The 14308-nt window shown below is 67.5% G+C and carries 11 protein-coding genes and 1 pseudogene; 7 read left to right on the top strand and 5 right to left on the bottom strand.

The genetic code is table 11. The annotated features are described in order from the left end of the window. The first annotated feature begins 37 nt into the window (after positions 1–37). The 7 genes from flgF (at position 38) to EZJ19_RS06780 (ending at position 7100) form a co-directional block, all read left to right on the top strand. The gene (gene flgF, locus EZJ19_RS06810; RefSeq protein ID WP_131445933.1) at positions 38–775 is read left to right on the top strand and encodes a flagellar basal-body rod protein FlgF; all 738 of its coding nucleotides are present in this window, start codon (positions 38–40) and stop codon (positions 773–775) included. A gap of 17 nt (positions 776–792) precedes the next feature. After that, on the top strand, positions 793–1575 hold the full coding sequence (gene flgG / locus EZJ19_RS06805) for a flagellar basal-body rod protein FlgG (RefSeq protein WP_131445930.1): 783 nt from the start codon (positions 793–795) through the stop codon (positions 1573–1575). Between the two features lie 152 nt (positions 1576–1727). Beyond that, positions 1728–2396 (top strand): flagellar basal body L-ring protein FlgH, encoded by a 669-nt coding sequence (locus EZJ19_RS06800; RefSeq protein WP_131445927.1) that lies wholly within the window; start codon positions 1728–1730, stop codon positions 2394–2396. Between the two features lie 10 nt (positions 2397–2406). Continuing rightward, positions 2407–3522 (top strand): flagellar basal body P-ring protein FlgI, encoded by a 1116-nt coding sequence (locus EZJ19_RS06795; protein WP_131445924.1) that lies wholly within the window; start codon positions 2407–2409, stop codon positions 3520–3522. Next, positions 3522–4466 carry a flagellar assembly peptidoglycan hydrolase FlgJ gene (gene flgJ / locus EZJ19_RS06790; protein ID WP_131445921.1) on the top strand — a complete coding sequence of 315 codons (945 nt, stop codon included), beginning with the start codon at positions 3522–3524 and terminating at the stop codon, positions 4464–4466. Before EZJ19_RS06795 ends, flgJ begins: the two co-directional genes overlap by 1 nt. A gap of 41 nt (positions 4467–4507) precedes the next feature. After that, positions 4508–6172 (top strand): flagellar hook-associated protein FlgK, encoded by a 1665-nt coding sequence (flgK, locus tag EZJ19_RS06785; protein ID WP_131445918.1) that lies wholly within the window; start codon positions 4508–4510, stop codon positions 6170–6172. 10 nt (positions 6173–6182) lie between these two features. Then, positions 6183–7100 carry a flagellin N-terminal helical domain-containing protein gene (locus EZJ19_RS06780; RefSeq protein WP_165873500.1) on the top strand — a complete coding sequence of 306 codons (918 nt, stop codon included), beginning with the start codon at positions 6183–6185 and terminating at the stop codon, positions 7098–7100. Here EZJ19_RS06780 and mfd read toward each other — a convergent pair. The 5 genes and pseudogenes from mfd to EZJ19_RS06755 all read right to left on the bottom strand — a co-directional run bounded on the left by mfd (position 7060) and on the right by EZJ19_RS06755 (position 14277). Beyond that, positions 7060–10487: pseudogene (gene mfd / locus EZJ19_RS06775) on the bottom strand (transcription-repair coupling factor). The gene EZJ19_RS06780 and the pseudogene mfd sit on opposite strands and share 41 nt — an antisense overlap. Before the next feature lie 95 nt (positions 10488–10582). After that, on the bottom strand, positions 10583–11527 hold the full coding sequence (locus tag EZJ19_RS06770) for a phosphoribulokinase (RefSeq protein ID WP_131445914.1): 945 nt from the start codon (positions 11525–11527) through the stop codon (positions 10583–10585). Positions 11528–11625: 98 nt separating this feature from the next. After that, entirely contained in the window at positions 11626–12447 is an 822-nt protein-coding gene (locus tag EZJ19_RS06765; protein WP_240754687.1) for a M48 family metalloprotease, read from the bottom strand. After that, positions 12444–12986, bottom strand: coding sequence for an SH3 domain-containing protein (locus EZJ19_RS06760; RefSeq protein ID WP_131445912.1), 543 nt, complete (start codon positions 12984–12986; stop codon positions 12444–12446). The genes EZJ19_RS06765 and EZJ19_RS06760 overlap by 4 nt, the downstream gene beginning before the upstream one ends. 22 nt (positions 12987–13008) lie before the next feature. Then, positions 13009–14277 (bottom strand): YhjD/YihY/BrkB family envelope integrity protein, encoded by a 1269-nt coding sequence (locus EZJ19_RS06755; RefSeq protein ID WP_131445909.1) that lies wholly within the window; start codon positions 14275–14277, stop codon positions 13009–13011. Positions 14278–14308 lie beyond the last annotated feature (31 nt).

Raw genomic sequence — 14308 nt, 5'->3', positions numbered from 1 at the left:
AGTCGATGGCCGCGCCGAATCGTTCTGAGGGGGCCTGATGGACCGGGTCGTTTACGTCGCCATGACCGGGGCGCGGGAGATCACCCGCCAGCAGGCCGCCGTCAGCCACAACCTGGCCAACATCGCGACCACCGGCTTCAAGGCCGAGCTCAACGTCTTCCGCGCCTTGCCGGTGGTCGGCGACGGTGCCCGCACGCGCGCCTTCGTGTTGGAGACGACCCCGGCGACCGATTTCACGCCGGGCGCCTTGCAGCACACCGGCCGGGCCCTCGACGTCGCGGTGCGCGGCAGCGGCTGGATCGCCGTGCAGGACGCCGGCGGCCAGGAGGCCTACACCCGGATGGGCGACCTGCAGACCTCGATCAACGGCATCCTGCAGACCGGGACCGGCATGAACGTGATGGGCGACGGCGGGCCGATCGCCGTGGCGCCCGACCAGGAAATCCTGATCGCCTCCGACGGTACCGTGTCCACGGTGCCGACCGGGCGCGCCCGCAACTCGGTGGAGATCGCCGGCCGCATCAAGCTGGTCGATCCCTCCGAGCAGGATCTGACGCGCGGCGAGGATGGCCTGTTCCGCCTCAAGAGCGGCCAGCCGGCCCAGGCCGACGCCAACATCCGGCTCGCCGTCGGCACGCTGGAAGGCAGCAACGTCAATCCCGCCGAGGCCCTGGTGAACATGATCAGCCTGGCGCGCCAGTTCGAGACCCAGATGCGCGTGCTGCGCACCGCCGAGGACAACCACAAGGCCGGCGACAAGGTCCTGGCCAAGTAGACTAGAGGAAACACGCCATGCTGCGCTCCCTGTACATTGCCCGCACCGGCCTCGACGTCCAGCAGACCCAGTTGGACGTCATCTCGAACAACCTGGCCAACGTCAGCACCACCGGCTACAAGAAGACCCGCGCCGTGTTCGAGGACCTGCTCTACCAGAACATCCGCCAGGCGGGCGCCCAATCCTCACAGCAGACCCAGTTGCCGAGCGGCTTCCAGCTCGGCGTCGGTGCGCGCACCGTGGCCACCGAGCGCATCCATACCCAGGGTACCCTGCAGGAAACCGGGAATTCGCTCGATGTGGCGATCAACGGGCGCGGCTTCTTCCAGATCCTGATGCCGGACGGCACCACCGCCTATACCCGCGACGGCTCCTTCCAGGTCGACAGCAACGGCAACCTGGTGACCGCGAGCGGCTATCAGGTGATCCCGAACATGGTCATTCCATCCGACACCCTGGCGGTCGCCATCGCCCGCGACGGCACCGTGTCGATCACCCAGGCCAACAACACCACCCCGACCGTGCTCGGCCAGCTTCAGCTGGCCACCTTCATCAACCCGACCGGGTTGCAGAGCCAGGGCGAAAATCTCTACGTCGAGACGGCCTCGTCCGGCACCCCGCAGCTCAACAACCCCGGCGACAACGGCGTCGGCGTGCTCAACCAGAGCTTCGTCGAGTCCTCCAACGTCAACGTGGCGGAAGAACTGATCAACATGATCGTGGCGCAACGGGCCTACGAGCTGAATTCGCGCGCCATCACCACGTCCGACCAGATGCTTCAGCGCCTGACCCAGATCTGAGCCGCGGTAAGGGCTTGCCGGTGGCCCCGGCAAGAATTGCCGCGCCGTCCGGAGCTGGCCGGGCGGAGGTTTGCAACCCACTGTTTTTTAATGGCTTGTGGATTGGCACGCGGCTTGCCTATTGCTGGTCGATACGTATTGGATTGTCCGCCATGTCCAAATCGCTGCTCCGGCTCCTCCTCGTCCCGGCCCTGCTGGCGGGATGCTCGACAGCCCCCTCGACCGCCATCCAGCAGCCGCTGTCGGCGCGCCCGCCCATGCCGGCCCAGGTCCCGCCGAGCAACGGCGCGATCTTCCAGGCCAACCGGGGCCTGGCCCTGTTCGAGGACCGGCGCGCCCGCAACGTCGGCGACACCGTGACCGTGAAGCTGGTCGAGAAGACCGAGGTCAAGCGCAAGTCCGAGACCAAGGAAGACCGTAGCGCGACCGCCGACATCAGCGTACCGACGCCGCGCGTGCTGGGCGCCAAGCTGCCCGTGGGTGCCACCACCTGGAGCCCGGATTCCAGCTTGAACCAGCATTACAAGGACGACGAGACGAACAACAACAGCGTCACCGGCTCGATCACGGTGACCGTGATCGAGGTCCTGCCCAACGGCAACTTGGTCGTTTCCGGCGAGAAGCAGGTCGCCGTCAACAACGATACCGAGTACATCCGTCTGGCCGGCGTGGTGAACCCGCGCGACATCACGCGCGAGGGTACCGTGAACTCGACCCAGGTCGCCGACGCCAAGATCGAGTCCAAGAATTCGCAGTCCATCGACCCGGCCCAGCTCACCAGCATGCTGGCCCGGTTCTTCCTGACCGTGCTGCCCTATTGAGGAGGGTGCGATGACATCCCGGCCCCGTTCCCCGTCCCTCGTCGCCTGCCTCCTGATGGCTTGCCTGATCGGCCTGGCGCCGGTCGCGGCCCGGGCCGACCGCATCAAGGACATCGCCAACATCGCCGGCGTGCGCGACAACCAACTGGTCGGCTACGGCCTGGTGGTCGGCCTGGACGGCACCGGCGCGACCAGCAAGTTCGCCCAGCAGAGCCTGATCTCCATGCTCAACCAGATGGGCGTCAACCTGCCCAGCACCGACACCATCTCGTTGAAAAACGTCTCCGCGGTCATGCTTACCGCCAGCCTGCCGGCCTTCGCCAAGCCGGGCCAGACCATCGACGTCACCGTCTCGGCGCTCGACAACGCCAAGAGCCTGCGTGGTGGCACCCTGCTCATGTCGACCCTCAAGGGCGCCGACGGCCAGGTCTATGCGGTCGCCCAGGGCAACGTCCTGGTGGGCGGCGCCGGCGCCGCCGCGGGCGGTTCCAGCCAGGTGGTCAACCACCTGTCCGCCGGCCGTATCCCGGCCGGGGCCACCGTCGAACGGGCGGTCGCCAGCAACCTGGCCCAGGGCGACTTCGTCCAGCTGGAACTCAAGGAATCCGATTTCACCACGGCCAGCCGCGCGACCGAGGCGATCGACCGCGCCTTCGGACGCGGCACCGCGTTGCCCCTGGACGGCCGCCTGATCCAGGTCAAGGCGCCGCATGACCCGGGCCAGCGCATCGCCTTCCTGGCCCAGTTGGAGAACGTCAACCTGAATCCGGGCCAGCCGACACCCAAGGTGATCCTGAACGCGCGCACCGGCTCCATCGTCATGAACCAGCTGGTGACCCTGGACAAGTGCGCCATCGCGCACGGCAACCTGTCGGTCACCATCACAGGGGAATCCCAGGTCAGCCAGCCCAATCCGCTCTCCGGCGGCCAGACCGTGGTCACCCAGAGCGCCGACGTGCAGGTCAAGAGCGACAAGGGTGAGTTGATCGTCATGCCGGCCGCGGCGACGCTGGGCGACGTGGTCAAGGCCTTGAACGCGGTCGGCGCGACACCCCAGGACCTGCTCGCCATCCTGCAGGCGATGAAGGCGTCGGGCGCCCTGAAGGCCGAACTGGAGGTCATCTGATGCTGGCGGCCGCCAACCTGGCAGACCGCCTGTCGGTCGACGTCCAGGGCGCCCAGGCGCTCCGCTTCGGTGCCGCCTCCGGCGATCCCGAGGCGATCCGGGCGGCGGCCAAGCAGTTCGAGGCCATGTTCGTGCAGATCATGCTGAAGACCATGCGCGAGACCAAGCTGACCAGCGAGGGCGATCCGTTCGGCGACAGCACCAGCCTGAAGCTGTACCAGGAGCTGCTGGACCAGCAATGGGCGCAGAAGATGGTGAATACCGGCAGCCTCGGCCTGGCCGATGCCATCGTGCGCCGGCTCGACGTCGAGGCCAAGGCGAAGAAGATCGCGGAACAGCTGGCCGAGGAGCCGGAGGAGGGCGGCGGCGAGACCGCGGCGGTGCCGTTGCTGCGCCCGAGCGCGCCGATTCCGCTCGAGAAGCCGCTCCAGCCCGTGCCCCTGGAGAAGCCGGGTGCCGCGCGGCCCGGGCCGGTCTCGAACGACCGCAAGGGCAACTTCATCAACGGCATGCTGCCCTACGCCCGCCAGGCCGAGGCCGCGACCGGGGTGCCGGCGCGTTTCATCATTGCCCACGCCGCCCTGGAGTCCGGCTGGGGCCAACACGAGATCGTCGCCGAGGACGGTTCCGCCAGCCACAACCTGTTCGGCATCAAGGCGACCGGCTGGGGCGGCGCGAGCGCGCAGACCACGACGACCGAATACCGCCAGGGCGTGGCCATGAAGGTGGCGCAGCGGTTCCGGGCCTACGCCGACTATGGCGAAGGCTTCGCCGACTACGCCCGTCTGTTGCAGGACCGTTATGCCGATGCGGCCGCCGCCGGCGAGGATGCCGAGGCGTTCGTCAGCGGCCTGGCCGGGGGTGGCTACGCGAGCGACCCGGCCTACGCCGACAAGCTCAAGCGGACCATCACGAGCGTGACCGCCTGGCTGAATCAAGTTTGACCGGTGCGCGTCGTTAACCGGGATAGCCGAAAGGAAGGACCATGGGAACGGGTTTACTGAACATCAGCCTGAGCGGCCTGAACGCCGCGATGGCGGGCATCCGCACGGTGCAGCAGAACATCGCCAACGCCAACACCGCGGGCTATACCCGCCAGGAGGTCGTGCAGTCCGCCTCGACACCGCAGTATTCCGGCGGCGGCTACCTGGGCACCGGGGTGCAGGTCGATACCGTGCGGCGCATCTACGACCAGTTCCTGACCAGCCAGACCCAGAACTACCAGACCCAGCTGAGCGCGGCCGAGGCCTACTCCAGCTATGCCAGCGAGGTCGACGCCCTGCTGGGCGGCAGTTCCACCGGGCTCAGCACGCCCCTGCAGACCTTCTTCAGCGCGGTCAGCGAGGTCGCCAACGATCCGACCTCGCTGACGGCGCGCCAGCAGATGATCTCCACGGCCAACAGCCTGGCCAGCCGCTTCAACCTGCTGGCGGACAACCTGCAGTCGATCAAGACCGAGATCAACAGCGAGGTCTCGACCATCGCCACCCAGATCAACAGCTATGCCGACCAGATCCAGAGCCTCAACGCCGAAATCGCGCGCGCCCAGGGCTCCGGGCAGACCCCCAACGACCTGCTCGACCAGCGCGACCAGTTGGTCAACGAGCTCGGCAAACTGGTCAACGTCAGTTCCATCCAGCAGAGCGACGGCACCGTCGCGGTCATGATCGGCAACGGCCAGCCACTGGTGGTCGGCACCGCCGTGCGCCACGTGGTGGCGGTCAGCGATTCCGCCGATCCGACCCAGACCATCCTGGCCATGGAGATCCCGAACAGTACGGCGACCGAGGTCATCGACCCGAGCAGCATCACGTCCGGCAGCCTGGGCGGCTTGTTCGCCTTCCGGGACGAGGTGCTGAATCCGTCGATCGCCGACCTCGACCAGCTCGCCCAGAGCCTGGCCGACGCCTTCAACAGCCAGCACGAGGCCGGCTATGACCTCAACGGCGCCGCCGGGACGGCCTTCTTCAGCTATTCGGCGACCTCGCCCGCGGGCACGCTGGCGGTCGTCATCTCGCAGGCCTCGCAGGTGGCCGCGGCCAGCCAGGGGGTGAGCGCGGCGGCCGACGCCGGCAACTCGGGCGACGCCAGCATCGGTGCCGTGACCCTGTCCGAGACGGTCACCCGGCCGCTGGCCGATGCCCCCTATACGCTGAGCTACAACGCGGGCACCGTCACGGTCACCGATGCCAGCGCCAACGTGGTGGGCTCCTTCACCTACACGAGCGGCGCGACGATGACCTTCGACGGCATCAGCGTGGCCATCACCGACGGCAGCGGCGGCATCGCCGACGGCGATACCTTCACGATCGACAACTCCGGCGCCTATTCCGGGCCGGGCGACAACGGCAACGCCCTGCTGCTGGCGGGCTTGCAGAACGAGGCCGTGATCGGCAGTTCGACGCTGTCCGAGTACAACACGGCGCTGGTCGGCCGCAATGCCACCTACGCCAATTCGGCCGATACCAACGTGAGCAACTTCACCTCGCTGTACCAGCAGTCCTACGATTCCCTGCAATCGGTCTCGGGGGTGAACCTGGACGAGGAGGCGGTCAAGCTGATCCAGCTCCAGCAGGCCTACCAGGCCGCCGCCAAAGCCATCCAGGTGTCCTCGACGCTATTCGATGCCGTCCTGGGCGCAATGCAATAGGAGCCTAGCCATGCGAGTCAGCAGCCTGAGTTATTACAGCGCCACCCTGGCGGGTATCCGCGACCAGCAGGCCAAGATCGCCCGCCTGAGCCAGCAGGTGGCGACCGAAACCAAGTACCTGGCCGCCAAGGATTCCCCGATCGAGGCCACGCGCGCCCTGTACCTGGCCGACCGGGTCGCCCAGCGCACCCAGTACCAAGCCAACCAGACCAAGGCCGAGATCGGCATCCAGGAGGAGCAGACCGTTCTGAACGAACTCGACGACGCCCTCTCGTCCGTGCGCAGCCTGGTCATGAGCACGACCGGGTCCGAGGATGCCGAGGCCCGCCAGCAGGTTGCCGCGCAACTGAGCAACCTGTACCAGCACATCAAGAGCCTGGCGAATTACAAGGATTCCTCGGGCAACTACCTGTTCTCGGGGTTCCAGACCGACACCCTGCCGTACGAGCACGCCTCCGTCTACGAAGGCGCCGCCTCGCCGCAGTCGACGACCTATTACGGCGACACCGGCGTGCGCAAGACGGAGATCGAGGCGGGCCGCTATCTGCAGACCAACGACACGCTCGACACCGTGATGCAGGCGGGCACGACGAACGACCTGCTGAGCAGCCTGGACCAGATCGCCACGGCGCTGCGCGACGGTACGGCGACCGCCAGCGATTTCACCAGTGCGACCGACCTGGTCAGCAGCGCCCTGAGCAACCTGCGCATGATCGAGTCGGACGTGTCAGGTCGTTACGTGGAGCTGACCAGCACGCAGGAATCCACCACCAGCCTGTTGCAGAACGACCAGAACGCCCTCAGCAAGCTCACCGAACTGGATTCCGCCGCTGCCATCGTCGAGCTGCAGCAGCGCCAGGTGACCCTGCAGGCGGCCGAGAACACCTTCAGCCTGACTTCCCAGCAGTCCTTGTTCGATTATCTGTAATCTCGGCCAGGCTGGCCCGTATCAGGGCCAGCCGCGCCTCCAGGCCGTCCGAGGGCCGCTCGATGCGCAGGCGGTCCTGGCCGGCCAGCCTGTATTCGCGCTTGTTCTGGATCAGCCAGATCAGGCGCGCCGGGTCGATCGGCGGGTTGGCCTTGAACTGGATGCTGACCGCCTTGTCGGCGGCGTCCAGCTTGATGATGCCCAGGGCCTCGGTTGCCAGGCGCAGGCGGTGGGCCTCGATGAGCGCACGGGCCGGTTCCGGAGGCAGGCCGAAACGGTCGATCAGTTCCTCCTCCAGGCGGGTGAGTTCGTCGGCGTCGGCGCAATTGGCCAGGCGCTTGTAGAGCACCAGGCGCTCGTGCACGTCGCCGCAATAGTCCTCCGGCAGCAAGGCGGGGACGTGCAGGTTGATCTCCGCGGTGACCGCCAGTGGGGCCTCCAGGTCCGGCTCGCGGCCGTCCTTCAGCGAGCCTACCGCGGCGGCCAGCATGTCGTTGAACAGGTTGAAGCCGACTTCCTGCATCTCGCCGCTTTGCGATTCGCCCAGTACCTCGCCGGCACCCCGGATCTCCAGGTCGTGCATGGCCAGGTAGAAGCCCGAGCCGAGGTCCTCCATCATCTGGATGGCCTCCAGGCGCTTGCCGGCGTTGGCGGTGATCTTCTGCTCGCCGGGTGGCGTCAGCAGGTAGGCGTAGGCCTGGTGGTGCGAGCGGCCGACCCGGCCGCGCAGCTGGTGCAGCTGGGCCAGGCCGAACTTGTCGGCACGGTTGATGATGATGGTGTTGGCCGAAGGCACGTTGATGCCGGTCTCGATGATGGTGGTGCACAGGAGCAGGTTGAAGCGCTGGTGGGTGAAGTCGCGCATGACGTGCTCCAGTTCGCGCTCGTGCATCTGGCCGTGGGCGACCTGGATGCGGGCCTCGGGCAGCAGTTCGGCCAGCTTCTCGGCCATGGCCTGGATGGTTTCCACCTCGTTGTGCAGGAAGTAGATCTGACCGCCGCGCTTCAGCTCGCGCAGGGCGGCTTCCCGGATCAGCCCCTCCGACCACGGCTGCACGAAGGTCTTGATGGCCAGACGCTTCTGCGGCGCGGTGGCGATCACCGAGAAGTCACGGATGCCCTCCAGGGACATGGCCAGGGTGCGCGGGATCGGCGTCGCGGTCAGGGTGAGCACGTCCACCGAGGCGCGCAGGGCCTTCAACTGCTCCTTCTGGCGCACGCCGAAGCGGTGCTCCTCGTCGATGATCACCAGGCCCAGGTTCCTGAACTTGATGTCCGGCTGGATCAGCTTGTGGGTGCCGATGACGATGTCGATCTTGCCGCCCTTCAGACCCTCGACGGCGGCGGCGACCTCCTTGGCGGAACGGAAACGCGACAGCTCGGCGATCTTCACCGGCAGATCGGCGAAGCGGTCGGCGAAGGTCTCCATGTGCTGCTCGGCCAGCAGGGTGGTGGGGCAGAGCACCGCCACCTGCTTGCCGTCCGCCACCGCCACGTAGGCGGCGCGCAGGGCGACCTCGGTCTTGCCGAAGCCGACGTCGCCGCAGACCAGGCGGTCCATGGGCTTGCCGGCGCGCAGGTCGGCCACCACGGCATCGATCGCGGCCTGCTGGTCGGGCGTTTCGTCGAACTCGAAGCCGGCCGCGAAGGCGTCCAGGCCCTGGCCGTCGACGGCGAACGCGGTGCCTTCGCGGGCGGCCCGCTGGGCGTACAGGTTGAGCAGTTCGGCCGCGGTGTCGCGGGCCTTCTCCATGGCCCGGCGCTTGGCCTTCTCCCACTGGCCGCTGCCCAGCCTGTGCAGGGGGCGGTGTCCGGGTCGCCGCCCATGTAGCGGGCGATCAGGTGCAGGTGGGCCACCGGCACGTACAGCTTGTCGCCGCCGGCGAACTCCAGGGTCAGGAACTCTTCCGTGCCCTCGCCCAGGTCCATGCCGGTCAGGCCCAGGTAGCGGCCGATGCCGTGCTGGACATGCACGACCGGGTCGTTGATCTTCAGCTCCGAGAGGTCGCGCAGCAGGCCCTCGACCTGGGACGGCTTGCCGGCGCGCACGGCGCGCGCGGTCGGGCTGCGGGCGTACAACTCGGTCTCGGTGAAGACACCGACGCCGCGCTCGTGGTCGACGAAGCCGGCCCCGAGCGGACCCGTGGTCATGGCAAAGGCACCGGCCGGCAGGGCGTCCGGCCAACCCTCCATGAGCTGTGGCCTGAGGCCGTGCTCGGCCAGCGCGTTGGCGATCGTCTCGCGCCGGCCCAGGCTTTCCGCCACCAGCAACGTGGCGCCCGGGCTGGCCGCCAGGTGCGCCTGCAGGCGGGCGTAGGGCTGCTCGGCGCGGCGGTCGGTGTCCACGGCGGGCGGCGCGCCATAGCCGGTATCGCCGGCGCCGGCCAGGTCGAGCCTGGCGTAGGCCTTCAGGCGACCGAAGAACTGGTCGGTCGGCAGGAACAGGGCCTCCGGCGCCAGCAATGGCCGGTCCTTGTCGCCGGCGAGCAGGCGGTGGCGGTTGCGGGTGTCGGCCCAGAAGCCGGCCACGGCGGCCTCGATGTCCCCGTGCAGCACCACGGCGGTGTCGCCGGGCAGATAGTCGAACAGGGTCGCGGTGTCGTCGAAGAACAGCGGCAGGTAATACTCGATGCCGGCCGGCGCCAGCTTGTGCGAGACGTCCTTGTAGAGCTGGCTCTTGCTCGGGTCGCCCTCGAAGGCGTCGCGGAAACTCTGCCGGAAGCGGGTGATGCCGGCTTCGTCGAGGGGGAACTCGCGCGCCGGCAGCAGGCGGATGTCGTTGACCTTGTACAGGGTGCGCTGGCTGTCCGGATCGAAGCTGCGGATCGACTCGATCTCGTCGTCGAACAGGTCCAGGCGGTAGGGCATCGCGCTGCCCATGGGGAAGAGGTCGATGAGGCCACCGCGCACGGCGAACTCGCCCGGGCTCAATACCTGGCTGACGTGGCTGTAGCCGGCGTCGCTGAGTCGGCTCCGGAAGGCCTCGATGTCCAGCTTGTCGCCCTGCTTGAACAGGAAGGCATGGGCGGCCAGGAAAGCCGGCGGGGGCAGGCGTTGCAGGCTGGTCGCGGCCGGGGCGACCAGTACCCGGGTGCGCGCCTGGCTGGATAGCCAGAGGGCCGCCAGGCGTTCGGAGACCAGATCAGGGTGTGGCGAGAGAGGGTCGTACGGCAGGGTTTCCCAGTCCGGGAACAGGCTGACGCTGAGGCCGGGCGCGAACCAGGCGATCTCCTCGGCCAGGCGGGCGGCCTGGAATGCGGTCTCGGTCAGGATGCACAGGCGCGCCTGGCCGGCCAGACCGGCCAGGATCAGGCTGTCGGCGGAGCCGGGCGGTTTCGGAAAAGTATGGCGCCGGCCGGCGGGCGGCAGGGAGGGTAGAGCGGACATGACGTGGAACGATTGCGGTCAGCCCGTCATTGTCTCCCGTCGGGCCGTCCCGGTCACCTGGATTGATGCCCGGCCGGAGCCGGGCCGGATACGCGTCAGGACGCCAGGGCCGCGGCCCGCTTGTCCATCATCTCCTCCAGGATCGGTCCGCAGATCACGGCCAGGGCCAGACGCAGCTTGCCACCCGGCACCAGCAGGGTGGACGGCCGGGTCATCCTGGCGCCGGGGATACGGTCCATGATGTCGCGGAAGTTGTGCCGCTGGCGGTCGCGGAAGTGGATCACCAGGGCCGACTCGTCGGCTGCCGGCACGTCGCGGGCGACGAACGGGTTGGAGGTGTCGACCAGCGGAATGCGCTGGATGTTGATGTCGGTGAGGGCGAACTGCGGCACGATGTAATGGATGTAGTCGTCCAGGCGGCGCAGGATGGTTTCGACGCTTTCATCCGGCGTGCAGCGGTGCTTGTCGCAGTCGCGGTGGATCTTCTGGATCCATTCCAGGTTGATGGCCGGGACGATGCCGATCAGCAGGTCGACGTGCTTGGCGACGTCGATGCCGACCGCGTTCTTGCGCCGGTCGATGTCGGGCGGAAAGTCGAAGCTTTCCCGGCGCCGGGTCCAGGTGTCGGCCTTGACGCCGCCGTGCTGGCCTTCGTAGAGCAGGATGTCGCTGCCCTCGGTGAGCGGGTGCCAGGCGGTGAATTCGCCGACCGGCACGCCTAACTCGACGGCATGGTCATCGTTGTGGGCATAGTCGCGGCTGATGCCGTTGCCGGTGGTGCCGTAGGTGCGGAACAAGGCCTCCAGTTCGGCCAGGTAGTTGCACTCCGGGCCGAACCAGGACAGGTGGCGGCTACTTTCCCGCGCCTCATGGAGCAGCGCCTGGAACTGGCGCTCGGTATAGCGCCGGAACGAATCGCCATGGATCAGCGCCGGCTTGATGCCGAGGCGGCGGAAGATGTCCTTGAAGGCATGGCGGACGAAGGACAGGCCGGCCCCGGTCGAACCGGTCACGGCAACGATAGGATGCTTGACGGACATTGCCGCGTACTCCCCCAGTAACGGCTTGATACAGCCGGCAGTTTAGCTTGCCGTGGGGGCGCAGGTAAACTGGGCCGGCGGAAGATTTTCGGCCCCGCTCAGGGCAGCCGGTAGAAGCGCTGGTCCAGGGTTTTTCCCTCGGGTACGCTGTCGAGGCGGTCGCCCACGGCCTGGGCCAGGTGATCGAAGCGGTCGGCCGGCGCCGGGTGCGTCTTGTAGAGCAGGGCGAGGCGGCTGTCCTTGTCCGAAATGTGGCCGATGTCCTCGAGCACCTTGGGCAGGGCATAGGCGTCGTAGCCGGCGCGCGCTGCCAGGACCATGCCGACCCGGTCGGCTTCGTATTCCGAGTCCTTGTCCAGGGTGCGCGACATGATCTCGGCGCCGTTGCCGACCAGGTTCTGGATCAACTGATCCTCGTTCTTGAGCTGCTTGCCGAGGAAGACCGCCACCGTGGAGATGTATTGCGACTTCTGCATGACCTTGAGCTGGTGCTTGCGGATGACATGGCCGATCTCGTGGCCGAGCACGCCGGCCAGCTCGGCCTCGTTGCCGAGGCGCCGGTACAGTCCCTTGGTGACGAAGACATAGCCGCCCGGTGCGGAGAAGGCGTTGATGTCCTCGCTGTCGACCACCCCGAAGCGCCAGGGCAGGTCGGGTCGATCGCTCTGCAGGGCGACCCAGCCGCCGACCAGGTTGACGTAGCGTTGCAGGGCCGGGTCCGCGACCAGCTTCACGGCGCCCAGGAAATTGCCGGCGATCTTGTCGCCGACGCGGCGTTCCTCGGCCACCGACATCTTGCCGGACAGGAGGGCGCGCAGCAGCTGGTCGGCCGGGCGTTCGGCGGTCTGCGCCGGCTGGCTCTCCGCCAGGGCGCCGCTGCACAGCAGGGCCAGCAGCATGGCCAGCGTGGTCTTTTTCAAAATCCCAGTCCCTCCCAAGGTCCGTTGTTCGATTCCTTAGCCTTCGTCTTCTTCTTTTCCGCCGGCAGGTAGGCGAGCTTGACGGGGCTCAGGTTGCCTTCGGCGGCGAACTTCCTGGCCGCGTCGGCCGACACGGCGAGGCCTTCCAGGCGCTGCATCTCCTGGGCATCGTAATGGGCACTGCGCAGCTCCTCCTCGCTGAGGCCGCGCAGCCCGGCGGTGGCCACCACCTTGTTAGGGTCCCGGCGCTGCGCCAGGGCGCCGACGTCGGCCAGGCTGGCGCTGGCCGCGGGCGCGTCGGCGCGCACCGAGAGCAGGCGTACCCAGCCGGTCTTGGCAGCGGCCCGCACCTGGGTCCAGCCGCCCTGGCGGGCGAGGATGGCGACCTTGCTGTTCTTTGCCGCCTTGCCCAGGCTGGCCGCGCTCGCCGAGGCGCTGGCGCGCAGGGTGTCGTCGCGGAGCATGATGCCGTCGGTGGCCCAGGCCGGTACGCCGATCAGGACGGCGAGCAGAATGGGCAGGCCGGATTTCAGGTTCATATTGCGTGTCCTCGAACGCGGTTCAGGTTTGCTGGTTCATGCGTTGCAGGCGCTGGCAGAGGACCCCGATGACACGGCGCGACAAGGGCGCGGAATAGCGCATCAGTTCCTCCAGCATGGCGGGGGGCAGGACCAGCGCGACGACCTCCGTCTCCGCGAGCACCGTGGCCGTGCGTTTTTCCTTCAATAGATAGGCCATTTCGCCGAAAAGTTCGCCGGCGTCGAGGCTGGTCAGCTTGCGTTCCTCGTCGTTGATCCGCTTGTACAGGCCGACGCGTCCGGAATACAGGTAGTAGGCGCAGTCGCTGGCATCGCCTTCCTCGATCAGGTGGGCACCGGGTTCGAAGGTCTGGCCGTAGCTGTCGAGCAGGCGGCTGGCGCGGCCGAACACCCAGCCCTCGAGGCGGTTGCCGCCGGCCGGATCGGCTCCGCCCAGGAACAGGCGCTCGAGGGCGGCGACGTCGACCTTGGTCATGGCATACAGGCACTGGGCCCAGAAATAGAAAGTCAGGCAGGCGAAGTAGGCCCCGATCAGGATGAACACCACGCCGCCCAGGGCGCCGTAGACGGCGCGGTATTTCTCGATCGAGAAGAACAGGCTGAAGCCGTACGAGAAGATGGCCAGGGAGATGACCGAAAAGAGGGCGAACGCCATGGCCAGGCGGGCCCGGGGGTGCTGCATCGGCAGGCGCCAATAGGTGGTGAAGATCAGGCCCCAGACCGCCGCGACGACAAGCAGCGTGTTGGTGATCTGCAGAAACCGTGCGCTGCCGGCGCCGAGCAGGTCGCCGGCGGCCAGGAAGCTGAGCGCCCCCTGGGCCAGGACGGCCAGGATGACGAGCAGGAAGACGGCGGGGATGATGATCAGCGGCAGGGACCAGGAGACGATCATCTTGCGCTTGGAGTCGTCCGGGAAGATGACCCGGAAGGCCGACTGGACGGCATTGACCATGCCACGCGAGGACAGCACCAGGGTGACCAGGCTGGCGCCCCCGACGGCGGCGCCGGCGCCGCTCGGGATGAAGCCCATGGTCATCAGCTCGTCGAGGTGGAACTGGCTGTAGAAGGCGGCCAAGAGCATGGCCGCCAGGTTGGAGGTCTCGGCCAGCCGGCTCAGGGCCTGGGCGGCGTAGGTGACCAGGAGTACCAGCGGCGCGGTCGAGAGCAGGAAATAGAAGGCCGTCGCGGCGGCATGGTTGGGTAGCTCGTTCTTCACGAACATGCGCCAGCTGGTGTAGGCCACCTGGATCAGCCAGTCCAACTGGTTGCGGCGTTCGGCATCGATTTGCATGGCCGGATTATGTCCCGAAAAACTGAGCGTC

The organism is Parasulfuritortus cantonensis (genome assembly GCF_004337445.1).
Lineage (GTDB): Bacteria > Pseudomonadota > Gammaproteobacteria > Burkholderiales > Thiobacillaceae > Parasulfuritortus > Parasulfuritortus cantonensis.
Note: the sequence above shows the minus strand (reverse complement) of the source record. Positions and strands in the feature narration are given on the sequence as shown.